Genomic DNA, 22,839 nt, shown 5'->3' on the forward strand with positions numbered 1-22,839 from the left:
TCAGGATGCGGTCGGGACGGCCGGGTCGGCGCCCGCCGGGATCGGCGTGCCGTCCGGGCCGAGCACGAAGCGGGTGCTGTTCGCCTGCGCCGCGACGGTGCCCGGATGGTCGGAGCGGGTGTGGCAGCCGCGGCTCTCGGTGCGCAGCGCGGCCGCGGCGAGCAGGGCCTTCGCGGTCAGCGTGAGCGCGGCGTCCTCGACCGCGGTGATCCGTCTGGCCGCGAGGGCATCCGCGGCTGCGGGGTCTTGCGCGGGGCCGGAATCGGCGGCGCCCGCGGGGCCGCTCCCCCGGTGCCCGGGCAGCTCGGAGGCGGCAGCGAAGCGACCGGCTCCGTGGCCTTCCGGCGCACGCCGGTCGTCCGGGGACACCGGCCTGCCCAGCTCGGCCAGCCGACGCTGCGCCCGGTCGAGTCCGTCGGCGTCGCGGACCACGGACGCGTGCGCGGTGGCGAGCCGTTGCACCGCCGCGCGCGGCGCGACCTCGGCCGCCACCCGCCTGACCTCGGTCACCTCGGCGGCGGCACCGCGCCGCTCGGCCGCCGCCACACCGGCCCGCTCGCCGACGACCAGCCCCTCGAGCAGGCTGTTCGAGGCCAGCCGGTTGGCGCCGTGCAGCCCGGTGCGCGCCACCTCGCCCGCCGCGAACAGCCCCGGCACCCCGGTCCGGCCCGCGGTGTCGGTGACGACCCCGCCGCACTGGTAGTGCGCGGCGGGCGCGACCGGGATCGGGTCGGTGCGCGGGTCGATCCCGGCGGCCAGGCAGGAGGCGGTGATGGTCGGGAACCGCGCGGCGAAGCCGACGATGCCGGTGGCGTCGAGCAGGACGTGGTCGGCGCCGGTCTCGCGCATCCGCGCGGCGATGGCCAGCGAGACCACGTCGCGCGGCGCCAGGTCGCCGCGCGGGTGCACTCCCGCGGTCACCGAGCGGCCGGCGAGGTCGACGAGCACGCCGCCCTCGCCGCGGACCGCCTCGCTGATCAGCGGCCTGCGCCCGAGCCCGCCGGGGGTGTAGAGCACGGTCGGGTGGAACTGCACGAACTCCAGGTCGGCAACGGCCGCCCCGGCCCGCAGCGCCAGCGCGACCCCGTCGGCGGTGGCGCCGTCCGGGTTGGTGCTCAGCGCGTACAGCTGCCCGAGCCCGCCGGTGGCGAGCAGCACCGCGGGCGCGTGCACGACTCCGGTGCCGCGCTCGGAGATCACCAGCACGCCGCGCACGCCGTCGGCGCCGAGCAGGACCTCACCCGCCGCCGCGCCGAACAGCACCGGCAGCCCGGCGGCGCGCAGCGCCCGCTGCACCTCGGCGCCGGTGGCGTCGCCGCCCGCGTGGATGATCCGGCGGATGCTGTGCCCGCCCTCCCTGGTCCGCGCCACCAGGCCGTCCCTGCCCAGGTCGAAGACGGCGCCGAGGTCGGTGAGCGCCGCGACGGCGGCCTGCCCGCCCGCCACGATCGAGCGCACCGCGGCGGCGTCGCAGAGCCCGGCGCCGGCCGCGACGGTGTCCCGCACGTGCGAATCGACCGAGTCACCCTCCGGCGCGACCACCGCGATGCCACCCTGCGCGTACTGGGTGGCGGTGTCGGCGGGGCCGCCCTTGCTCAGCGTGAGCACCCGCAGCCCGCGCAGCGAGGCGGTGCGCGCCGCGGTGAGCCCGGCGACGCCGCCGCCGATCACCACCAGATCGGCGGCGGCCTCCCAGTCGACGGCGACCGGAACCGTGCGCGGGACGAACCCGGTCACTCCCCGCCGCCGGAGTTGCCGATCGCGATCATGCGCTGCACCGAACCGCGGCCGAGCGCGGCCATCTCGGCGTCGACGTGCACCTCGTCGGCGCCCTCGACCAGGCAGCGCAGCAGCGCGGCCGGGGTGATCATCTTCATGTAGCGGCAGGAGGCCCGGTCGTTCACGGCCTGGAAGTCGATGCCCGGCGCGGCCTTGCGCAGCTGGTGCAGCATGCCGATCTCGGTCGCGACCAGCACCTGCGACGACTTCGCCGCCTTCGCCTGCTCGATCATTCCGCCGGTGGAGAGGATGTGCACCCGGTCGGCCGGGAACGATCCCTCGCCCGCGAGGTACAGCGCCGACGTCGCGCAGCCGCACTCCGGGTGCACGAAGAGTTCGGCGTCGGGGTGCGTACGGGCCTGCTCGGCGAGCTCGTCGCCGTTGATTCCCGCGTGCACGTGGCACTCACCGGCCCAGATGTGCATGTTGGCCCGGCCGGTGACCCGCTTGACGTGCGCGCCGAGGAACTGGTCCGGCAGGAAGAGCACCTCGCGCTCCGGGTCGATGGAGGCGACCACGTCGACCGCGTTGGACGAGGTGCAGCAGATGTCGGTGAGCGCCTTCACCTCGGCGGTGGTGTTCACGTAGGAGACGACGACGGCATCCGGGAACTCGGCGCGCCAGGCGCGCAGCTCGTCGCCCTTGATCGAGTCGGCCAGCGAGCAGCCCGCGCGCTGGTCCGGGATCAGCACGGTCTTCTCCGGGCTGAGGATCTTGGCGGTCTCGGCCATGAAGTGCACGCCGCAGAAGATGATCGTCTCCTCCGGCACCTCCGCCGCCATCCGGGAGAGCGCGAGCGAATCGCCGACGTGATCGGCGACGTCCTGGATCTCCGGCAGCTGGTAGTTGTGCGCCAGGATGGTGGCGTTGCGCGCCTTCGCCAGCCGCCGCACCTCGGCGGCCCACTCGGGCCCCGCCTGCACGCCCTCGTACCCCTCGGGCCCGTCCACGACCTGTTCCATCAGTGCTGGCATCGCCATGACGGCTCCTTCCTCGTGCGCCGGCCCTCGTCGCCGGATTCGCACCGAACCAGGTTTTCGACTTACAATCGAAAACGTGACCCATAGTAGCACCATCCACGAATCGCTCACCGCGGTGTTCCAGGTTCGCGACGTTTCCGCAGGTCGCCGCCCCGAGCTGGCCGTCCTGCTCTGGCAGCGCGCGCTCGACCCGCAGCAGGGCACCTGGTCGCTGCCCGGTGGCAAACTGCGCGCCGACGAGGATCTGGACACCTCGGCCGCCAGGCAGCTGGCCGAGAAGGTGGACGTGCGCGAGCTCAGCCACCTGGAGCAGCTCTCGGTCTTCAGCGCGCCGGACCGGGTGCCCGGCCCGCGCCGGATCGCCTCGGCCTACCTCGGCCTGGTCCCGATGACCGCCGACCCGCGGCTCCCGGACGACACCGCCTGGCACCCGCTCTCCGCGCTCCCGGTCACCTCGTTCGACCACGGCACGGTGCTGGAGCACGCGCGCAACCGGCTGGCCGCCAAGCTCTCCTACACCAATATCGCCTTCGGCCTCGCCCCCGAGCGCTTCGCCATGTCAACCCTGCGCGAGATCTACTGCGCCGCACTCGGCTACGACGTGGACACCACGAACCTGCAGCGGGTGCTGAGCCGCCGCACGGTGATCACGCCGACCGGCGCAACCGCCGCCCCGGGCCGCAGCGGGGGGCGCCCGGCCGCGCTCTACCGCTTCACCGACTCCGAGCTGCGGGTCACCGACGAATTCGCGGCGCTCAGGCCACGGAGCTGACCGGCCGGAGCTGTGCGCCGGCGCCCTGGTCGAAGAGCCAGCGCTCCACCGTGTCGGCCGCGACCTGGCGGCCGAGCTCGGCGCTCAGCGTCGCGGTCCAGGCGTCGAGCAGGCCGGTGTAGCGGCCGTAGGTGCGGGCGGGCCAAGCGCCGCCGGTCTTCAGCGAGCGCCAGCCCGCGCGGTGCAGGCTGCGGGCCACCCGGCTGTCCAGGATCCGGCTGCGGTGCACCGGGTTCCCGGCGCCCGCGAAGTAGAGGAACTTGGTGAAGAAGGAGGGGCCGAGGGTCGGGACCAGGCTGCGGTCGCCGGGGTAGAGCAGGGCGTAGGCGTGCTCGGGGGAGTCCGCGGCGGCCTGCGCGGCGGCGGTGAGCGCGGCGGCGTAGCGCTCCGGGTCGGCGGCGGCCGCGCGCATGCGCTTGTGCACCAGCCTGCGCCGGGAGCCGGTGCCCCAGGCCATGGAGAGCCACAGCAGCGGCCAGACGCCCTGGTCGGCGGCGGCGAAGACGTGCGCGCGGGTTACGTCGACCTGACCGGTGTCGGTGCCGTCCACCCACAGGCACCCGCCGGGCGCGCCGAGCTTCACCAGGGAGGTGTTCCACCAGTCCAGGTCCACCCGCACCCGCTGGCCGTCGACCACTCGCGCGCGGTCGGCGTAGTCGCCCGCCAGCGCGCGGCGTAGTTCGTCGGGCACCGGCAAGAGGTCGAGCTCGGTCTCCGTCATCTCCCCAGGATCGAGCAGGCGCAGCGGGTTTCGCACCGGACATCCGGGCGGACACGCGGATGTCCTGGCCGCGAATCCGGCGGAAACAGTGAATGACGTGCACGCGAACGAATTCTCCGCACACCGCGCCGCGGTGTCCCGTTCCGCGCTCCGGCGGGATACTCGGCCCGATCAGCGCTCCGGCGAGCCGGTTCCGGCCGGTCGGCGTTCCGAGTCAGCGTTCCGACAGGCCCGGGCGGGACCAGCCGGAATCAGGCTGCGCCGGGCTTGCCGGGGGCTCCGAGCCGAGCGGGTATGCCGGGTACGCCTCGGCGGCCGGATGGCCCGGGTCGGCCCCCGCCGCACCCACCGGCTTGCTCTCCCCGAACGGCCCGGTGAAGCCGGTGCCGAGATCCTCGGCGGTGCTCAGCGCGGCGAGGAAGAGGACGACCAGCCCGGCCAGCAGCGGCTGGATCAGCAGCGCCTGCCACGCCTCCACCTCCGCGGGCAGCGTGACGATCTGCCCGACGATCGGATCGTCCGGTCGCGGATTGCGCACCTCGGCCACCAGCTCGCCGATATCGGCCATGGCGTAGGCACCCGCGGCCGAGCCGAGCAGCAGGGCGAGCAACGCCAGCGGCCCGCGCACCGAGCGGGCCCGCCAGACCGCGACGGCCGAGACCAGCCCGAGCCCGGCACCGAAACAGACGAAGATCGCCAGCGCGTCGAAGCGGTGCAGGCTCTCGCCGGTGAGCGGCGCGCCCCGGCCGTCGGTGACCACGACGAGCCGCTCGGCGGGGGCGAGGAAGCCCCAGGCGACGCCGAGCAGCGCACCGGCCACCAGCGCCCCGACCGCGATCGCGAGCGCGGCCCGCAGCTCGCGGCGCATCCGGCCGGCCACTAGCGGCTTTCCAGCGCGGCGGAATCCAGCATCCCGTGCCGGGCGCAGCGCGCCCACCAGCCGTCCGGGCTCACCTGCACCACCATCCGGCGGCCGCACCGCTCGCAGTACCGCGGCGGCTCCAGCCCGAGCGCGGCCGCCGTCGGCACCGCGTCCTCGGCACCGGGCACGATCGCCGCGCCGGTGAACGGGTTGTAGCGCTCCTCCATGGCCATGACAGTACCCAGTGGTCTTTCGCTCACCGCACCGGTCAGAGCGTTTCGTTCAGTGCCTTGATCGGCATCTTCAGCTCGCCGAGCAGATCCAGATCGCGCTCGGCCGGGCGGCCGAGGGTGGTCAGGTAGTTGCCGACGATCACCGCGTTGATGCCGCCGAGGATGCCCTGCTTCGCCCCGAGGTCGCCGAGCGTGATCTCCCGTCCACCGGCGAAGCGCAGCATGGTGCGCGGCAGCGCCAGCCGGAAGGCGGCCACGGCGCGCAGGGCGTCGGCCGCGGGCAGCACCTCGAGGTCGCCGAAGGGGGTGCCGGGGCGCGGGTTGAGGAAGTTCAGCGGGACCTCGTCGGGGTCGAGCGCGGCCAGATCGGCGGCGAATTCGGCGCGCTGCGCCAGGGTCTCGCCCATGCCGAGGATGCCGCCGCAGCACACCTCCATGCCCGCCTCGCGCACCATGCGCAGGGTCTCGAAGCGCTCCTCCCAGCTGTGCGTGGTGACGACGTTCGGGAAGTGCGAGCGCGCGGTCTCCAGGTTGTGGTTGTAGCGGTGCACGCCCATCGCGGCGAGCTGGTCCACCTGCTCCTGGGTGAGCATGCCGAGCGAGCAGGCCACCTGGATGTCGACCTCGTTGCGGATCGCCTCGACGCCTGCCGCCACCTGCGCCATGAGCCGCGCGTCCGGGCCGCGCACCGCCGCCACGATGCAGAACTCGGTGGCCCCGGTCTTCGCGGTCTGCTTGGCTGCCTCGACCAGGCTCGGGATGTCGAGCCAGGCCGCGCGCACCGGCGACTGGAAGAGCCCGGACTGGGAGCAGAAGTGGCAGTCCTCCGGGCAGCCGCCGGTCTTCAGGCTGATGATGCCCTCGACCTCGACCTCGGGGCCGCACCAGCGCAGCCGCACCTCGTGCGCCAGCGCGAGCAGCTCCTCCAGCCGGTCGTCGCCGAGCTCGAGCACCTCGAGCGTCTGCGCCCGGTCCAGCCCGGTGCCGCGCTCGAGCACCCGCTCGCGGGCGCGCGCCAGAATGTCGGTGAGCACGGGTGCCTGGGTCATGTGAATCCCTTCTTCGCCGAGGTAGCCCACCGACTTGAACGCCGTTCAGGACTACTTGAACGGCGTTCAGGATAGAGTACGGTCGGGGCCGGGGCGAGACGGGAGGTCGACGGGTGCAGTTGCGCAGGGGCGATGTGGTGGACGGCGCGATCGCCATCCTGGACGAGTACGGCCTCGCCGACCTGACCATGCGCAGGCTGGCGAGCTCGCTGCACGTGCAGCCCGGCGCGCTCTACTGGCACTTCCCGAACAAGCAGGCGCTGCTCGGCGCGGTCGCCGACCGCATCCTGGCCCCCATGGAGCAGCCGGAGGCGGCCGACGACTGGGCCCGGCAACTGGTCGAGCTGGCGCACCGGCTGCGCGACTGCCTGCTCGCCTACCGCGACGGCGCGGAACTGGTCTCTGCCACCTACGCCTCCCGGCTCACCACCAGCCGGGGGCGGGAACGTTTCGCGGACGCCGCTGTGCGCGCCGGAATGCCGCGCGCCGATGCCGATCTCGCGGCTTTCGCGCTGCTCTACTACGTGCTCGGGCAGACGGTGGACGAGCAGTCGCGCATGCAGATGGACTCGGCGGGGGCTTTGGCCGAGCCGGATTCGCCGCTCGCCGAGGTGGATGCCGACCCCACCGCGCGGTTCGACTTCGGGCTGCAGTTGTTCGTGGGCGGGATCAGGAACCAGCTGGGCGACCGAGCGCGCTGACGACGGCGCATACCTTCGGCCCCTGCCTCTCGAACACCACCTGCCGTCCTCAGGCCCGTGGGTCTGAGCGCGATAAGCGTCGCGCCGGTGGCGGACCGAGTGAATCTCGACCGAGTGCTTGTCCTCGTTGATCCGATAGACGACACGGTGCGGGTTCGTGGCGATCGGCCCCGAGATCGTTTCCATGGCCGCGAAGGCGAAATCCTCGGGCAGGTTGTCGTGGAGGTTGCGGCGCGCCTGCGCAGAGAGAACGATCGCGTATCGCTCCGGCCATTGCGGGTGATGGTTGAGTGGTCGTGTTCGCGCGCCACGCGGTCCGCCAGCTCCGCAAAGCGAGCTTTGGCCTCTGTAATCCAGCCTCAGCAGACCCGGCGAGGTGGAGAGTGTGCCCGCTCGATGACCACGCGGCCTACCGCGCGGAATCGCGCAGCACTCCCCCCGGCCCCGGGAACCAGCGGTACATCGCGGCAGCACCCGCACCGGCGGCAACGGCCAGAACGATCGCCGCACCCCCGAGCATGGAAACGGCGCCGATCACGCCGATGGTGATCGGCCCGGCGAACATGCCGAAATCGTGCGTCAACCGCCAGGCGCCGAGGAATTCGGCGCGCCGGTCCGGCGGGGCGATATCCGCACCCACCGTCATGATGACCCCGTTGCTGAGCCCGTTGGCGACGCCGAGCAGCACGGCGACCACACCCAGCCACAGCACCGACCCCGCGAACGGGAGCACCGCGTAGCCGACGGCGAAGCAGAGCATGGACGGCACGCCGATCGCCCTGCGGCCGAAGCGGTCCATCCAGAGCCCGGACGGGTAGCTCATGAGCACGTCGACCGCGCCCGCGATGCCGAAGAGCAGCGCGACCACCGCGGCGTCGGCGCCGATGTGCGCGGCCCAGAGTGGGAGCAGTACCTGGCGGGAGGCGCGCGCGGCGCCCATGAGCAGCGCGCCGGAGCCGAGCGTGGTGAGCAGCCCGCGCTGTTCGCGCAGCACGGTGCCGAGCCCGGTGACGCCCTTGGCGGCGGCGCCGTCCTCGGGCTCCGGCATGACCGCGACCAGTCCCCCGGCCAGCACCACCGCGCCGAGCTGCACCCAGAGCGCGCCGACCGGTCCGGCACCGTGCACGACGGCCGCGCCGAGGAACGGCCCGGCGAAGAACCCGAGCCGCATGCTCCCGGCGAAGACCGAGAGCACCCGGCCCCGGTCGGCCGCGGGCACCACCGCCACCACGTACGACTGCCGCGCCAGCCCCCACACGGCGGTGGCGGCGCCGGTGAGCAGCATGCCCGCGCCGAACACCGCGATAGTCGGCGCGAAGATGGCCGCGAGCATGCCGAGCGCCCCCGCCGCCGAGCCGAGCGCGATGGCGACCCGCTCGCCGAGCCGGGCCACGATCGACCCGGCGGGCAGATCCATCAGGATCATGCCGAACCCGGAGAGCGCGACGACCAGCCCAGCGAGCCCGGGCGATGCGCCCAGCTCCAGCGCGCGCAGCGGGAACATGGGCGCGGCCGCGCCGTTGCCGAGGCCGTAGACGGCCGATGGCAGGAAGACCGGCAGGACCAGGGGTGCCAGCCGGGCCCGCACACGCGGGCCCGGCTTCGGACAGCCGGTGTCGGGAGCCGCCTCGGCGGTCACCCGGCCAGCGCCGGGCGGCGGGCGAACTGGCTCCCCGGGCGCGGCAGCCCGAAGTGGTCGCGCAGCGTGGTTCCGCTGTATTCGGTGCGGAAGAGCCCGCGCTGCTGCAGGATCGGCACCACCTGCTCGGCGAAGACCTCCAGCCCGCCCGGGTAGTACGGCGGCATGACGTTGAAGCCGTCCGCCGCGCCCTGGGTGAACCACTCCTCGATGGTGTCGGCCACCTGCTCCGGCGTCCCGGCGAAGACCCGGTGCCCGCGGGCGCCTGCCAGCCGGTGCAGCAGCCCGCGCACGGTCGGGCGCTCGCGCTGCACGATGCCGGCGATCACCTGCAGCCTGCTGCGGCTGTTGTCGGTGACGTCGCCGGCCTGCTCGAAGAGCGCGAGCGGCACCGGCTCGTCCAGCGGCAGGTGCCGCAGGCTGGTGCCGACCAGGTTCTCCAGCTGGTGCAGCCCGTACTCGGCCACGGTGAGCTCGTTGAACTCGCGCTCCAGCTGCTTGGCGCCCGCCTCGGTGTCGGCGATGAAGGGGCTCAGCCCGGGCAGGATCTTGACGTGCTCGGGGCTGCGCCCGAACTGGGCCGCCTGCCGCTTGATGTCGCGGTAGAAGGTCTGCCCGTCGCTCAGCCGCTGGTGCGCGGTGAAGATGGCCTCGGCGTAGCGCCCGGCGAAGGCGCGGCCCTCGTTCGAGGCGCCCGCCTGCACCAGCACCGGGTGCCCCTGCGGGGTGCGCGGCGCGTTGAACGGCCCGCGCACCCTGATGTGCTCGCCCTCGAAGTCGATCCGGTGGATGCGCTCCGGGTCGGCGTAGATGCCCGCCGCCGGGTCGAGCACGATGGCGTCGTCCTCCCACGAATCCCACAGCGCGACGACGGCGTCGACGAACTCGCGGGCGCGGGCGTACCGCTCCTCGTGGTCCGGGTGGCGGTCGAGCCCGAAGTTGGCGGCGGCCTGGTCGGTCGCGGTGGTGACGATGTTCCAGCCCGCGCGGCCGCCGGAGATGTGGTCCAGCGTGGAGAAGAGCCTGGCCAGGTTGTAGGGCTCGTAGTAGGTGGTGGATGCGGTCGCGATGAGCCCGAGATGGGTTGTGGCGGTGGCGATCGCGGTGAGCAGCGTGATCGGCTCCAGCCCGGAGGCGGCGTTGTGCTTGACGTTCACCCGCAGTGCCGGGCCGTCGGCGAAGAACACCGCGTCCAGCTTGGCGGCCTCGGCGGTGCGGCCGATCTCCTGGTAGTACTTCACGTCGTAGAGCCGGTCCGGGGTGCTGGCCGGGTGCCGCCAGGCCGCCTCGTGGTGCCCGGAGGGGTAGATGAAGGCGTTCAGGCTGAGCTGACGGGGCGCGGTGCTCATGAGGCTCGTCTTTCGGTCGAATCGGGGGTCTCGACGCCGAGCGCGCCGAGCAGCCGCTCGCGCAGCCGGGCGAAACGCGGGTCGCCGTGGCGCCGCGGACGTTCCAGGTCGACCGGCTCGTCGAGCACGATCCGGCCCTCGTCGAGGACCAGCACCCGGTCGGCCAGTGCGACCGCCTCGTCCACGTCGTGCGTCACCAACAGCACGGCCGGCCGATGCTTGGCGCAGAGCGCCTCAAGCAGCGCGTGCATGCGGAGCCGGGTGAGCGCGTCCAGCGCGCCGAACGGCTCGTCGGCCAGCAGCAGCTCGGGCTCCCTGACCAGCGAGCGGGCCAGCGCGACGCGCTGCTGCTCACCGCCGGAGAGCTCGCGCGGCCACGCCCTCTCCCGCCCGGCCAGCCCGACCTCGGCCAGCGCGGCGGTGCCGCCGGCCTTCGCGTCCGAGCCGGTCAGGCCGAGGGTCACGTTGTCGAGCACCCGGCTCCAGGGCAGCAGCCGCGAGTCCTGGAACACCACGGCGCGTTCGGCCGGAACGGTGAGCTCGCCGTGCCCGGTGACCTCGCCGTCCAGCTCGGCCAGCGCGCGCAGCAGGGTGCTCTTGCCGGAGCCGCTGCGGCCGAGCAACGCGACGAACTCGCCGCGCGCGATCTCCAGATCGATCCCCGCGAGGACATCCCGATCGCCGAAACTCCTGGTCAGGCCGCGGGTGCGGACCACATTCAGTCTCCGAGTGTCTGTCGCCACGACAGCGCCCTCCTCTCGATGGTGCGGACGGCGATATCGCCGAACAGGCCGAGCAGGCCGTAGATCACCAGTCCGACCACGATCACGTCGATCTGGCCGTAGGTGCGGGCCTGCGTCATCAGGTAGCCGATGCCGCTGGTCGCGTTGACCTGCTCCACCACGACGAGCGCGAGCCAGGAGATGGTCACCGCGAGCCGCAGCCCGGTGAAGAAGCCGGGCAGCGAGCCGGGCAGCGCGATCCGGCGGACGAAGCCCCAGCGGGAGAGCCCGACGGTCTCCGCGAGCTCCACGTGCCTGGCGTCCACGCTGCGCAGGTGCGCGTGCGTGTTGATGTAGACCGGGATGAGCACGCTGGTGGTGATCACCACCAGCTTCATCTCCTCGCCGATGCCGAACCACACGATGAAGAGCGGGATCAGCGCCAGCGTCGGGATCGAGCGCTTGATCTGCACCGGGCCGTCGACGACCGCCTCGCCGATCCGGCTCAGCCCGGAGATCAGGGCGAGCACGAGGCCGATCGAGACGCCGAGCACCAGCCCGATCACCGCGCGCTGCAGCGAGGTGAGCAGGTTGGACTGCAGCCGGCCGTCGGCGATCAGGTCACCGGCGGTCTGCGCGACGGTCCAGGGGGCCGGCAGCGTCTCCGGGTCGATGGTGCCCGCGGCCGAGCCGATCACCCAGACGGCGATCAGGATGGCCGGGCCGAGCCCGATCCCGAACGGGATCGCCTTGCCCGGGCCGAGCCTGCGCTTGCGGACCACCCGCCGCTCGCCGCTCGCGCTGCTCCCCGTGCGACCGAAGAGCCCGGCCGGCGCGCTGATCTTGCTGGTGATGGTGGCCATCAGCCGACCTCCGGTCCGAAGGAGGCGCCGGTCTCGGTGACCGTCTGCGTGATCACGTCGTCGAAGCGCAGGTCGAAGCCGTTCTCCGCGCGCACCTTCTCGGGCAGCTGGCCGGCCTTGTCGATGGCGTCGATGGTCTGCTGCTGCACGTCGATCACCTTCTGGTCCAGGTGCGGGAAGGTCCACTGCCCGAGCGAGTTCACGATGCGCTCGGCGTCCTCCGGGCTCACCTTCTGGTTCTCGACGTAGTAGCGCCGCTCCCACTCGTCGCCGTGCGTGTTGGCCCAGTGGAAGGCGCGGATGAAGGCCGCGACCAGCGCGCGGGCCGCGCCCGCCTTGGCCGGGTCGTTCACCACGTCGCGGCGGGCGTAGAGGTAGGCGAGGCCGGGGTAGATGCCCGCGGTCTCGGCGTCCGGGATGACGGTCGCGCCCTGGGTGCGCAGCAGCCGGGTGACGTTCGGCTCGATCAGCGGGGCCACGTCGACCTGGCCGGTGCGGACGGCGTCCAGGAACTCGGCCAGCTGCAACCGGACCAGCTCGACATCGCCGGTGTCCAGCCCGGCCTTGTCCAGCGCGCGCAGCACCGCGGCCTGCTGGGCGGTGCCTTCGGCGTAGGCGATCTTGCGGCCCTTCAGGTCGGCCAGCGTGCGTACCGGGACACCCGGCGCCACCGCGAGCTTCATGGACTGCGGGCTGGTGCGGTAGGAGGCGATGATCGGGACGTCCTGGCCTGCCGCGAGGGCGTGGATCGGCGGGACGTCACCGACCGGCGCGACATCGGCGGCGCCGGCCCGGAAGGCCTCCAGGATGGCGGGGCCGCCGACGAAGTTGGCGAACTCCACCTGGAAGGGGAGCTTGTCCAGCTCGCCGGAGAAGCGCAGCGCCGACTGCAGCCGCTCGGACTGGTCGGCGATGACGAGCTTGGTGCCGGGCTGGATGTCGGTGGGCAGCGGACCGCTGGCCGCCGCGACCGGCTCGTCGCTCTTCGCACAGCCGGCGGTGCCGAGGGTCGCGACGGTCGCCACGGCGAGCAGTGCGGCGGTCATGCGGCCGCGAAGGCCGGTGTGGAACAGACGGGTTCGAGACATGGTGCAGTAGTCAAGCAGCAGCGGCGAGCTGCGAGAACGGTTGTTTTCATCGCGATTGCAACTCGGCGTTGTCACCCCGTCCGGTTACCGTGCGGCCATGGGCATCGTCATGTCGTTCGTCCGGGTGCGCCCGGAGCAGGTCGAGGAGCTGGGGTTCGCCGGGGCGGACGAGGTCGGGGAGCTGGTGTTCGCGGCGGAGAACCCGGGCCCGAGCGGCTACCTGGACAAGGCGTGGAGCGGGCTGGACCATCTGCTGCGGGCCGCGGACAGCGGCGTCGAGCTGACCGATGCCGGGAATTCGCTGGCGGACGAGGACTACTCGATCTGGCCCGCCGAACTGGTGCGCGCCACCGACGAGCGGCTGCGGGCGCTCCCCTTCGACGCCCTGGCCGCGCACTACGACCCGGCCGTCCTCGACCGGGAGGGGATCTACCCGAACATCTGGCTGCGCGACGGCGGCGCCGAGGGGCTGCACTACCTGAACCATTACTACGGCGGGTTGCGCGAATTCTTCCGGCACGCCGCGAAGTACCGCAGCGCCGTCGTCGCTCACCTGGGCTGAGGCAGTGCGGCGGCGCCGCGGGCGGTCTGCTGGTAGCGGGCGAGGAACGGGAGCACCCGCTCGGTGAGCATGGCGTCGTAGGCCGCAGGCCGCTGCCTCGGGTCGGCGTGCCCGATCTCTCCGCTCACCACCAGCAACGCGCCGTCGCGGGCGCCCGCCTCCGCCGTGAGCGTCACCTGGGTGCGGTCGACCAGCACCACGTGGTCGTCGGCGGGGTCGAGCGGGCGGAGCAGGACGATGGCGGGGCGGGCGCGGCCGGGACGGGGCTCGCGCAGCGCGCGCAGGTCGTTGCCTGCGCCGCTGGCCACGATGGCGAGAAACTGGGCTTCGATCAGCCCGTTGCTCGCGGCGTCGGCGGAGAAGGTCTTCTGCCGCAGCACCTCGTCCAACGCGGTGCCGAAGCGCGGCCAGTCCACGGTGGGCAGCGCGCCGTGGTGGGTGACGAAGCGGTCCCGGCGCGCGTACAGCTCGGCGGCGGTGCGCAGGGTGCGGCTCTCCCTGACCCCGGGCAGCCAGCCCATCCAGCGCACCAGGTCCTCGCCGCGGCCCCGGCTCTCCCGGCGCACCGAATCGAGGTCGAGCGGGGTGCAGTCCAGGATCACCGAGAGCAGCCTGCGGTCGCTCCCGGTGTGGATGTGCCTGGCCACCTCCAGCGCGATCACCCCGCCCATGCTGTGCCCGACCAGGATCACGTTCCGCAGCCCCGACATCTGCGCCGCGCGCACGATCAGCTCCGCGATGACCCTGGTGTCGATGCCGTTCTGGTCGTAGCGGACCGCCCACACCACGCCGAGCTCGCTCAGCGCGGGCAGCGCGGCGGCGGTGTCGCTGGCGTTGAGGTTGCCGAGGCCGACCAGGTCGACCACGACGGTGTCCCAGCTCAGGCCGTCGGCGGGGGTGGCGACCGGGAGCAGCGCCGGCTCGGTGCGGGAAAGGCGGTCGCGCTCCGGGGCGACGTCGTGCTGCCAGTACTGGGCGAACACGACGAACCCCGCGAGCAGCAGGGCGGTCACCCGCAGCAGGGCCGTTCGGGGGTGGCGCCACGACGTCCGGCCGCGCCGGGGGCCGGTCTCCCGCAGGCGGGCGCGACGTCGTGAATCGCTCCAATCCGAGACGGTGGACGGGTGCCGATTCTCGATCGGCGACACCCATCCCACTGTAAGCACGCCCGGGAAGGTCTGCCACGGAAAGCGGGGCGGACGGTCGGGTCATGGGCGGTGACCGGGCAGGTGCGGGCACCCCGCCGGTGACCCGCGGCGTCACGGCCGGGCGGGCTCGCCTCCACCCTCGGCGAGTGCCGCGAGTTTGCCGAGTGAGATCCGCCAGCCCAGCTCGTTGTCCTCGGGCGCGACGCCGGGCGGCACCCCGTCGTGCAGCGCGACCAGGTCGGTGCCGCCGTCGGCGTCGGCGAGCGTGAACACGATCCGCATCTCGCCGCGGGTCTGCGGGTCGTCGGTGTCGAACTCGACCACCTGGACGACCTGCTCGTCCGGCACCAGCGCGACGAACCGGCCGCGGTAGGAGTCGGTGCGGGCATCGGTCTTGCCGGCGGTGGCGGCCGGGTCGTCGTAGGTGAGCGCGATGTGCACCGCGCCGCCCTCGCGCGGCTCGAAGGTCAGCACCTCGCTGCTCATGCCGTCCGGGACCATCCAGGTGGCCACCGCGTCGGCGTCGAGCAGCAGCCGGTAGACGGCGCCGCGCGGGGCCGCGATGTGCCTGCCGATGCGGGTCGATGTCACGAGCCGACGATACTGGACCGCGGACCAGAGTTCTCCGGCAACGAAGGATCGGCAATGGCGCTCCCCCCACCCACCGTGTACAGCGCGGACCACGAGGCGTTCCGGGACAGTGTCCGGCAGTTCGTCGAGCGCTCGGTGCGCCCGCACCTGGACGAGCACCTCGAGCAGAAGGCGCTGCCGAGGCAGTTCTGGCTGGACGCGGGCAGCCAGGGGCTGCTCGGCCTCGAGGTGCCCGAGGAGTACGGCGGCGGGGCGGCGGGCGACTACCGGTTCAACGCGATCCTGCTGGAGGAGTTCGCGAAGGTGAACGCCGCGCTCGCCTCCTGCATGGGCATCCACGCCGACATCGTGCCGCCCTACCTCACCACGCTGGCCACCGAGGAGCAGCGCAAGCGCTGGCTGCCCGGCATGGTGAGCGGCGAGCTCCTCACCGCCATCGCCATGACCGAGCCCTCCGGCGGCTCCGACCTCGCCGCGCTGAAGACCACCGCCGTGCGCGACGGCGCCGACTGGGTGCTCGACGGCTCCAAGACCTTCATCACCAACGGCTACTCCGCCGACCTGATCATCGTCGCGGCACGCACCAGCCCGGAGAAGAAGGCCCGCGGCATCACGCTCTTCGCCGTCGAGGCGGACCGGCCCGGCTTCTCCCGCGGCCGCAAGCTGGACAAGGTGGGGCAGCCGGAGTCCGACACCGCCGAGCTCTTCTTCGACGGGGTCCGGGTGAGCGATGCCGAGGTGGTCGGCGAGGTCGACGGCGGCTTCATCCACATGATGAAGAACCTGCCGCAGGAGCGGCTCGGCTGCTCGGTCTCCAACCTCGCGCACGCGGAGCAGATCCTGGCCGAGACCCTGGAGTACGTGCAGGAGCGCAAGGCCTTCGGGCAGCAGATCGGGTCGTTCCAGCACAACAAGTTCCTGCTCGCGGAGCTGGCGACGAAGATCGACGTGACCAGGGCGTTCGTCGAGCGCTACGTCGCCGCGCACGCGGAGGGGGCGCTGTCGGCGACGGACGCCGCGAAGGCGAAGTGGTGGACGTCGGAGATCCAGAACGAGGTGCTCGACCACTGCGTGCAGCTGTACGGCGGGTACGGGTACATGAACGAGTACCGGGTGGCGCGGGCCTGGCGGGATGCTCGGGTGACCAAGATCTGGGCGGGGACGAACGAGATCATGAAGGAGCTGATCGGGCGGGAGCTGGGACTGTAGGCGATTCGCTCGCCCGGGCCGCGGCAGGCGGGCGGCCGCTCAGCCGAACCAGCCTGCCGCCGCCGCGGTGAAGCGGGCGCGGTCCCAGGTGCCCGCTCCGGCGGGAACGGCGCCGACGAGCCCCACCTCGGTGACGCGGGGCAGGTCGTGGCGGTTGCACTCCGTCGCGAGATCCGGTTGCCCCGGCCAGGATCCGATCACCAGCCCGGCACAGGGGACGTTCGCCGCGCGCAGCGTGCGCACGGTGAGTTCACTGTGGTTGAGGGTGCCGAGTCCGGCCGCGGCGACGACCAGTACCGGTGCGTCGAGCCGCAGCGCCAGGTCGAGCAGGGTGAAGTCGCCGAGCCGGACCAGCAGTCCGCCCGCGCCCTCGACCAGGACCAGGTCGGCGTCGAGTTCTTCGACGGCGGCGGCGGTTTCGCCAAGCGTGAGCAGCGGTGCGCCGCAGCGGCGGGCGGCGGTGTCCGGGGCGAGCGGATCCGGGTAACGCGCCAACTCGAGGGTCCGGGTGACGCCGCTCAGGCGGGCGATCTCGGCCAGATCGCCGGGTTCGCCCGGAGCGACGCCGGTCTGCGCGGGTTTGCACACCGCGACGGTCCGCTCCGCAGCCAGCGCCGCCGCTGCCAGCGCGGCCGTGGTGACGGTCTTGCCGACCTCCGTCGAGGTGCCGGTCACCAGCAGAATCCCGCTGTGTGCGTAGAGAGCTCGGCTACGGCTCGCCGAAGCCTGCGCGGCGCGCCTGTCAACCGCCTCGGCAGCGCCGTCCGGCGCGGACCTCGCAGTGGTCTCCGCCCCGGCAGCCCGCGCGCCCCCGAGTGCCGCAGAGTTCTTCGTCGGCCGGGCACCCGGCACGCGGATGCTCACCTCGGCCCCTCCGGCGCACCGCACCGGCGCCGCGCCGCTCATGCGGGCACCCCTACCCGCGGTCGCCGCGTCGCCAGCACGTCCGCGAGCACCTCGCGAATCACCCCCAGCTCGGCATCGCCGAGATCGGCCCGCGCGGTGAGCCGCAACCGCGAGGTTCCCGCCGGCACCGTCGGCGGCCGGAAGCACCCCACCTCCAGCCCGCGCTCCCGACAGGCCAGCGCGGCTTCGAAAGCCACCGACGCCTCTCCGAGCACCACCGAAACGACGGCCGACGGCGGCTCCGACACCCCCGCGATCCGCGCGATCTCAGCCGCCCGTTCCAGCACCGCGGCGGCCCGCTCCGGCTCGCGCCGCAGCACCCCGAGCGCCGCCCGCGCGGCGCCGACGGCGGCCGGGGCGAGACCGGTATCGAAGATGAAGGTCCGCGCGGCGTCGACCAGGTGGTCTCGTACCCGCCGCGCCCCGAGTACAGCCCCGCCCTGCGAACCCAGCGCCTTGGAGAGCGTCGCGGTGACGACCAGATCCGGCTCCCCCGCCAGCCCCGCCTCGTGCACCAGCCCGCGCCCGCCGCTGCCGCGCACCCCGAGCCCGTGCGCCTCGTCCACCACGAGCACCGCCCCGGCGGCCCTGGTCACCCGGTGCAGCGCGGCGAGCGGCGCGAGATCGCCGTCCGCGCTGAACACCGAATCGGTGACCACGAGCGCGCGCCGCTCGGTGCGCGCCGCCAGGATTCGCGCCACCGCGTCGACGTCCCCGTGCGGCGCGACCGCCACCCGGGCCCGGGAGAGCCGGCAGGCGTCGACCAGCGAGGCGTGGCTCGCCGCGTCGGAGACCACCAGCGCATCCCGCCCGGCGAGCGCCGTCACCGCGCCGAGGTTCGCGGCGTACCCGGAGGCGAAGACCAGCCCGCTCTCCGCCCCGGTGAACTCGGCGAGCTCGCGCTCCAGCGCGATGTGCTCCTCGGTGGTCCCGGTGACCAGCCGCGACCCGGTCGACCCGGCACCCCAGCGCCGCACCGCCGCGACCGCGCCCGCGATCACCTCGGGGTGCCGGGTGAGCCCCAGGTAGTCGTTGGAGGCCAGGTCGATGGCGGCCGACCGGGCTGCCCGTGGCCGCAGCTCGCGGCGCAGACCGGCGGCGAGCCGCTCGGAGGCACGGTCGTCCAGCCAGCTCAGCGGATCGGTATTCACAGCTCGGGAGCATACTTGAACGCCGTTCAAGGCGCGCTGCGGGCCGACGCCTGTCGCTCAGCGGGCGAACCACCCCGGCACGTCCAGCCGGAACAGCTCGCCCGGAGCGAGCACCCGCAGATCCCGCTCCAGCTCCGCGATCCGCCCGCCGCCCAGCTCCCGCGCCCACCCCTGACGCACCCGGTCGAACACCGCCTCGGACCGGGCGAGCACCTGGTCCGCACGCGCCGTCAACCGGTACACCTTGCGCCGCGCGTCCGCCGGGTCGTCCTCCCGCCGCAGGTAGCCGAGGCGCTCCAGCGCCTCCGCCTGCTTCCCCGCCGCCTGCTTGGAGATCCCGAGCACCCGCCCCAGCTCCGCCGCCGTACAGCCCTCGGTCCGCAGCACGGCCTGGAACAGGAACCCGTGCATGGGCCGGATCTCCGGGTGGCCGTGCGCGGCCAGCTCCGCGTGCACCTCGTCGACGGCCGAGCGGAAGGCGAGCAGCATGCGCAGCGGCAGTTCGAAGGAGTTCACCTTGACAGGATAGACAACTTGGTTGACCATTGCCCGGAAAGACAACCACATTGACCATCTCGAGGAGATCCCGTGCCCGTCATCACCCGCGACCAGGCCCGCCACACCGTGACCCCGGCGGGGGCCATGACCACCCTCGCCTCACCCACCCTCGGCAACGCCGCCTCCGCACTCTGGCGCGTCCGCATGGCCCCGCACGCCGCGGGCCCCGAGCACCGCATCGACGTCGAGCAGATCTGGACCGTCCTCGACGGCGGCGCGGAGATCGCCCTCGGCACCGAGAAGGTGACGCTCACCCCCGGCGACACCGCCGTCCTCCCCGCCGACGTTCCCAGGCAGATCACGGCCGGGCAGTGGGGGCTCACCGCGGTAGCGGTGGCTCCCGCCGGAGCGCGGGCCTTCCGCGCGGGTGAAGCGCAGGGCGTCGTCCCGCCCTGGATCGCCTGAGCCGTCGCGCGGGCGGTCCTCACGCCAGGGACGCTCGCACGGCAGCGCCGATCCCCCGCGCGATCGCCGCCACCTCCTCCGGACCACTGATGAACGGCGGCATCGTGTAGACCAGATTCCGGAACGGCCGCAGCCAAACCCCCTCGCCGACAGCCGCGTCGGTGGCGGCGACCATGTCCACCTCACGTTCCAGCTCCACCACCCCGATAGCCCCGAGCACCCGCACATCCACCACCCCCGGCAGCGACGCCAGCGGCCCGAGCCCGGTCACCAACCCGGCCGAAATCGCGGAGACCTCGCCCGCCCAGTCCCGGGAGAGCAGCAACTCCACCGACGCGACGGCGACGGCACAGGCCAGCGGGTTCCCCATGAACGTCGGCCCGTGCATGAGCCCACCGTGCGCGGCACTCACCGTCTCGGCGATCCGCGCGGTGCACAGGGCGGCGGCGAGGGTGAGGTATCCGCCGGTCAGCGCCTTGCCGACGCACAGCACATCCGGCGCGACCCCCGCCTGGCCTGCGGCGAAGAGCGTCCCGGTGCGCCCGAACCCGGTGGCGATCTCGTCGAAGATCAGCAGCACCCCGTGGTGGTCGCAGAGCGCGCGCAGGTCGCTCAGGTAGCGGGGATGGTGCCAGCGCATGCCGCCCGCGCCCTGGACCACGGGCTCCACGATCACGGCGGCGAGTTCAGCGGCGTGCGCGCCGAGCGCCCGGTCCAGCGAGGCCACGTACGCCGGGTCGTACTCGCGCGGCGGCGGCGCGACGAACACCTGCGCGGCCAGCACGTCGGTCCACAGCGAGTGCATCCCCCCGTCCGGGTCGCAGACGCTCATGGGGGTGAAGGTGTCCCCGTGGTACCCCCCGCGCCAGGTGAGCAGCCGCCGCTTCTCCGGGCGGCCGACGGCCCGCCAGTACTGCAGGCACATCTTCACCGCGACCTCCACCGACACCGACCCGGAGTCGCAGAGGAACACCTTCTCCAGCCCGGCGGGCGTGAGCGAGACCAGCAGCTCGGCCAGGCGAACGGCCGGTTCGTTGGTGAGCCCGCCGAACATGACGTGGCTCATCTTCCCGGCCTGCGCCACCAGCGCGGCGTCCAGCACCGGATGCCGGTAACCGTGGATGGCGGCCCACCACGAACTCATGCCGTCGATCAGCTCGCGCCCGTCGCCGAGCCGCAGCCGCACCCCGGACGCCGACGCCACCGGCAGTGGCGCGGTACTCGCCGGGAAACCACCGTACGGGTGCCAGACGTGGGTGGCGTCGAGCGTGATCAGCCGGTCGAGGTCCATAGCGGCACGGTACCTTGAACGCTGTTCAAGTCCGTGACCCCTGTGATGGTCACGACCTGGCATCCCGGACCCGCCCGGTGCCACTACTGTCGGTGCCATGCTCGAGTCAGCGCCGGCCGGCGACAGTCCCCCCGCTCCCGACCTGGCCGAGGTGGCGCCGCTGGGGGTGTGGCCGGGCACGGCGTACCCGCTGGGCGCCACCTACGACGGCGCCGGGGTGAATTTCTCGGTCTTCTCCGAGGTCGCGGAGCGGGTCGAGCTGTGCCTGATCAACCGGGACGGGCTGGAGACCAGGCTCTCGCTGGAGGAGGTCGACGGCTACGTCTGGCACGCCTACCTGCCCGGCCTCGGCCCCGGCCAGCGCTACGGCTACCGGGTACACGGCCCGTGGGACCCCGAGCGCGGCCTGCGCTGCGACGCGAGCAAACTGCTGCTCGACCCGTACGGCAAGGCCTTCGACGGCGAGTTCGACGGCGACCCCTCGCTGCACACGCACGGCCTCGACTCACTGGGCCACACCATGACCTGCGTCGTGATCAACCCCTACTTCGACTGGGGCAACGACCGCGCGCCGAAGACCCCGTACCACGAGACGGTGCTGTACGAGGCACACGTCAAGGGCATGACCATGACGCACCCGGCGGTGCCGGAGGAGCTGCGCGGCACCTACGCCGGCATCGCGCACCCGGCGGTGATCGAGCACCTGAAGAGCCTCGGCGTGACCGCGATCGAGCTCATGCCGGTGCACCAGTTCATGCAGGACACCGTGCTGCTGGACCAGGGTCTCCGAAACTACTGGGGCTACAACAGCTTCGGCTACCTGGCCCCGCACGCCGACTACGCCGCCATGCCGCGCGCGGGCGCCGCCGTCACCGAGTTCAAGGCGATGGTGCGGGCGCTGCACGAGGAGGGCATCGAGGTGATCCTCGACGTGGTCTACAACCACACCGCCGAGGGCAATCACAAGGGCCCGACCATCGCCTTCCGCGGCATCGACAATGCCGCCTACTACCGCCTGCTCGACGAGGACCCGTCGAAGTACAAGGACTACACCGGCACCGGCAACAGCCTGAACGTGCGGCACCCGCACACCCTGCAGCTGATCATGGACTCGCTGCGCTACTGGGTGCTGGAGATGCACGTGGACGGCTTCCGCTTCGACCTGGCCGCCACCCTGGCCAGGGAGCTGCACGACGTGGACCGGCTCTCCACCTTCTTCGACCTGGTGCAGCAGGACCCGGTGGTGAGCCAGGTGAAGCTGATCGCCGAGCCGTGGGACGTCGGCGAGGGCGGCTACCAGGTGGGCAACTTCCCCGGGCTGTGGACCGAGTGGAACGGCAAGTACCGCGACACCGTGCGCGACTACTGGCGCGGCGAGCCTGCCACGCTCGGCGAGTTCGCCTCCCGGCTCACCGGCTCCTCGGATCTCTACGAGGCCACCGGCCGCAGGCCGAGCGCGAGCATCAACTTCATCACCGCGCACGACGGCTTCACGCTGAACGACCTGGTCTCCTACAACGAGAAGCACAACGAGGCGAACGGCGAGGGCAACCGCGACGGGGAGAGCCACAACCGCTCCTGGAACTGCGGCGTCGAGGGGCCGACCGACGACCCCGATGTGCTCGCACTGCGGGCGCGGCAGCGGCGCAACCTGCTGGCCACCCTGGTCCTCAGCCAGGGCACCCCGATGCTGGCGCACGGCGACGAGATGGGCCGCACCCAGCACGGCAACAACAATGTCTACTGCCAGGACTCCGAGCTCTCCTGGATGGACTGGTCGCTCGCGGAGACCAATGCCGACCTGCTGCAGTTCACCCGGCGGGTGATCGCGCTGCGCACCGAGCACCCGATCTTCCGGCGCCGCCGCTTCCTGGCCGGGCGCCCGATCCGCAACAGGGACGACGCCCGCGACATCGCCTGGCTCACCCCGGCGGGCGAGGAGATGACCCCGGCGGACTGGGACAGCGGTTTCGGCAAGTCGCTCTCGGTGTACCTCAACGGTGCGGGCATCCCGGAACCGGGACCGCGCGGTGAGCGGATCACCGACGATTCGTTCCTGCTCTGCTTCAACGCACACGACGAAGAGCTCGAATTCGCACTGCCCGGCCCGGACTACGGGCTGGGCTGGAGCGTGGTGCTGGACTGCTCCACGCCCACCGGTGAGTCGGCGACCGCCCTGGAGGCGGGCGCCGCCCTCACCGTTCCCGCCCGCTGCCTGCTCGTCCTGCGCCACACCGACCCCTCCTGAGGCACCGACGCC

General features: G+C 72.8%; 23 protein-coding genes. 6 read left to right on the plus strand and 17 right to left on the minus strand.

Features of this window, described 5'->3' with window-relative positions:
- The gene (locus tag ACFO0B_RS28290) at positions 1–1,737 is read right to left on the minus strand and encodes an L-aspartate oxidase (protein ID WP_378616172.1); all 1,737 of its coding nucleotides are present in this window, start codon (positions 1,735–1,737) and stop codon (positions 1–3) included.
- Positions 1,734–2,753: a quinolinate synthase NadA gene (gene nadA, locus ACFO0B_RS28295; RefSeq protein ID WP_378616272.1), complete on the minus strand. Its 1,020-nt coding sequence runs from the start codon at positions 2,751–2,753 to the stop codon at positions 1,734–1,736. Before nadA ends, ACFO0B_RS28290 begins: the two co-directional genes overlap by 4 nt.
- A gap of 82 nt (positions 2,754–2,835) precedes the next feature.
- Here nadA and ACFO0B_RS28300 point away from each other — a divergent pair, with 82 nt between their 5' ends.
- The gene (locus tag ACFO0B_RS28300) at positions 2,836–3,531 is read left to right on the plus strand and encodes an NUDIX hydrolase (protein WP_378616174.1); all 696 of its coding nucleotides are present in this window, start codon (positions 2,836–2,838) and stop codon (positions 3,529–3,531) included.
- Here ACFO0B_RS28300 and ACFO0B_RS28305 read toward each other — a convergent pair.
- The 4 genes from ACFO0B_RS28305 to bioB all read right to left on the minus strand — a co-directional run bounded on the left by ACFO0B_RS28305 (position 3,515) and on the right by bioB (position 6,396).
- Positions 3,515–4,252: an 8-oxoguanine DNA glycosylase OGG fold protein gene (locus ACFO0B_RS28305; RefSeq protein ID WP_378616176.1), complete on the minus strand. Its 738-nt coding sequence runs from the start codon at positions 4,250–4,252 to the stop codon at positions 3,515–3,517. The two genes, ACFO0B_RS28300 and ACFO0B_RS28305, sit on opposite strands and share 17 nt — an antisense overlap.
- A 214-nt stretch (positions 4,253–4,466) precedes the next feature.
- Positions 4,467–5,120, minus strand: coding sequence for a DUF2567 domain-containing protein (locus tag ACFO0B_RS28310; RefSeq protein WP_378616178.1), 654 nt, complete (start codon positions 5,118–5,120; stop codon positions 4,467–4,469).
- Between the two features lie 11 nt (positions 5,121–5,131).
- Complete coding sequence (gene bsaP, locus ACFO0B_RS28315; RefSeq protein WP_378616180.1) at positions 5,132–5,341, minus strand: biotin synthase auxiliary protein BsaP; 210 nt, start codon at positions 5,339–5,341, stop codon at positions 5,132–5,134.
- A gap of 41 nt (positions 5,342–5,382) precedes the next feature.
- On the minus strand, positions 5,383–6,396 hold the full coding sequence (gene bioB / locus ACFO0B_RS28320) for a biotin synthase BioB (RefSeq protein WP_378616182.1): 1,014 nt from the start codon (positions 6,394–6,396) through the stop codon (positions 5,383–5,385).
- A 113-nt stretch (positions 6,397–6,509) separates the two neighbouring features.
- On the opposite strand from bioB, the gene ACFO0B_RS28325 reads away from it, so the two are divergent.
- Positions 6,510–7,097: a TetR/AcrR family transcriptional regulator C-terminal domain-containing protein gene (locus ACFO0B_RS28325; RefSeq protein ID WP_378616184.1), complete on the plus strand. Its 588-nt coding sequence runs from the start codon at positions 6,510–6,512 to the stop codon at positions 7,095–7,097.
- Positions 7,098–7,506: 409 nt separating this feature from the next.
- Here ACFO0B_RS28325 and ACFO0B_RS28330 read toward each other — a convergent pair whose 3' ends face one another.
- The 5 genes from ACFO0B_RS28330 to ACFO0B_RS28350 are packed head-to-tail and all read right to left on the minus strand — an operon-like array spanning position 7,507 to position 12,758.
- The gene (locus ACFO0B_RS28330) at positions 7,507–8,736 is read right to left on the minus strand and encodes an MFS transporter (RefSeq protein ID WP_378616186.1); all 1,230 of its coding nucleotides are present in this window, start codon (positions 8,734–8,736) and stop codon (positions 7,507–7,509) included.
- Positions 8,733–10,085 carry an LLM class flavin-dependent oxidoreductase gene (locus tag ACFO0B_RS28335; protein WP_378616188.1) on the minus strand — a complete coding sequence of 451 codons (1,353 nt, stop codon included), beginning with the start codon at positions 10,083–10,085 and terminating at the stop codon, positions 8,733–8,735. The genes ACFO0B_RS28330 and ACFO0B_RS28335 overlap by 4 nt, the downstream gene beginning before the upstream one ends.
- Complete coding sequence (locus ACFO0B_RS28340) at positions 10,082–10,828, minus strand: ABC transporter ATP-binding protein (RefSeq protein ID WP_378616190.1); 747 nt, start codon at positions 10,826–10,828, stop codon at positions 10,082–10,084. The genes ACFO0B_RS28335 and ACFO0B_RS28340 overlap by 4 nt, the downstream gene beginning before the upstream one ends.
- Positions 10,804–11,670 carry an ABC transporter permease gene (locus tag ACFO0B_RS28345; protein WP_378616192.1) on the minus strand — a complete coding sequence of 289 codons (867 nt, stop codon included), beginning with the start codon at positions 11,668–11,670 and terminating at the stop codon, positions 10,804–10,806. The genes ACFO0B_RS28340 and ACFO0B_RS28345 overlap by 25 nt, the downstream gene beginning before the upstream one ends.
- Positions 11,670–12,758, minus strand: coding sequence for an ABC transporter substrate-binding protein (locus ACFO0B_RS28350; protein WP_378616194.1), 1,089 nt, complete (start codon positions 12,756–12,758; stop codon positions 11,670–11,672). The genes ACFO0B_RS28345 and ACFO0B_RS28350 overlap by 1 nt, the downstream gene beginning before the upstream one ends.
- Positions 12,759–12,855: 97 nt before the next feature.
- Between ACFO0B_RS28350 and ACFO0B_RS28355 the strand changes: the two genes are divergently transcribed.
- The gene (locus tag ACFO0B_RS28355; protein ID WP_378616196.1) at positions 12,856–13,320 is read left to right on the plus strand and encodes a YfbM family protein; all 465 of its coding nucleotides are present in this window, start codon (positions 12,856–12,858) and stop codon (positions 13,318–13,320) included.
- Here ACFO0B_RS28355 and ACFO0B_RS28360 read toward each other — a convergent pair.
- Both ACFO0B_RS28360 and ACFO0B_RS28365 read right to left on the minus strand, forming a co-directional pair.
- Complete coding sequence (locus tag ACFO0B_RS28360) at positions 13,308–14,468, minus strand: alpha/beta fold hydrolase (protein WP_378616198.1); 1,161 nt, start codon at positions 14,466–14,468, stop codon at positions 13,308–13,310. The genes ACFO0B_RS28355 and ACFO0B_RS28360 overlap by 13 nt on opposite strands.
- Positions 14,469–14,579: 111 nt before the next feature.
- The gene (locus ACFO0B_RS28365) at positions 14,580–15,059 is read right to left on the minus strand and encodes an SRPBCC family protein (RefSeq protein ID WP_378616200.1); all 480 of its coding nucleotides are present in this window, start codon (positions 15,057–15,059) and stop codon (positions 14,580–14,582) included.
- Between the two features lie 54 nt (positions 15,060–15,113).
- Here ACFO0B_RS28365 and ACFO0B_RS28370 point away from each other — a divergent pair, with 54 nt between their 5' ends.
- Complete coding sequence (locus ACFO0B_RS28370; protein WP_378616202.1) at positions 15,114–16,268, plus strand: acyl-CoA dehydrogenase family protein; 1,155 nt, start codon at positions 15,114–15,116, stop codon at positions 16,266–16,268.
- 39 nt (positions 16,269–16,307) lie between these two features.
- On the opposite strand, the gene bioD is transcribed toward ACFO0B_RS28370, so the two are convergent.
- The 3 genes from bioD to ACFO0B_RS28385 all read right to left on the minus strand — a co-directional run bounded on the left by bioD (position 16,308) and on the right by ACFO0B_RS28385 (position 18,841).
- Positions 16,308–16,952, minus strand: coding sequence for a dethiobiotin synthase (bioD, locus tag ACFO0B_RS28375; protein ID WP_378616274.1), 645 nt, complete (start codon positions 16,950–16,952; stop codon positions 16,308–16,310).
- Positions 16,953–17,170: 218 nt separating this feature from the next.
- The gene (locus ACFO0B_RS28380) at positions 17,171–18,325 is read right to left on the minus strand and encodes an 8-amino-7-oxononanoate synthase (RefSeq protein ID WP_378616204.1); all 1,155 of its coding nucleotides are present in this window, start codon (positions 18,323–18,325) and stop codon (positions 17,171–17,173) included.
- A 57-nt stretch (positions 18,326–18,382) separates the two neighbouring features.
- Positions 18,383–18,841 carry a MarR family winged helix-turn-helix transcriptional regulator gene (locus ACFO0B_RS28385; protein WP_378616206.1) on the minus strand — a complete coding sequence of 153 codons (459 nt, stop codon included), beginning with the start codon at positions 18,839–18,841 and terminating at the stop codon, positions 18,383–18,385.
- A 72-nt stretch (positions 18,842–18,913) separates the two neighbouring features.
- Here ACFO0B_RS28385 and ACFO0B_RS28390 point away from each other — a divergent pair, with 72 nt between their 5' ends.
- A complete protein-coding gene (locus tag ACFO0B_RS28390) occupies positions 18,914–19,288 on the plus strand; it encodes a cupin domain-containing protein (protein ID WP_378616208.1) in 375 nt (124 codons plus the stop codon).
- A 19-nt stretch (positions 19,289–19,307) separates the two neighbouring features.
- On the opposite strand, the gene ACFO0B_RS28395 is transcribed toward ACFO0B_RS28390, so the two are convergent.
- Complete coding sequence (locus tag ACFO0B_RS28395; protein ID WP_378616210.1) at positions 19,308–20,579, minus strand: adenosylmethionine--8-amino-7-oxononanoate transaminase; 1,272 nt, start codon at positions 20,577–20,579, stop codon at positions 19,308–19,310.
- A 97-nt stretch (positions 20,580–20,676) separates the two neighbouring features.
- Here ACFO0B_RS28395 and glgX point away from each other — a divergent pair, with 97 nt between their 5' ends.
- Positions 20,677–22,827 (plus strand): glycogen debranching protein GlgX, encoded by a 2,151-nt coding sequence (gene glgX / locus ACFO0B_RS28400; protein ID WP_378616212.1) that lies wholly within the window; start codon positions 20,677–20,679, stop codon positions 22,825–22,827.
- Positions 22,828–22,839: the final 12 nt, after the last annotated feature.

The organism is Nocardia jiangsuensis, from assembly GCF_042650385.1.
Taxonomy (GTDB): Bacteria; Actinomycetota; Actinomycetes; order Mycobacteriales; family Mycobacteriaceae; genus Nocardia; species Nocardia jiangsuensis.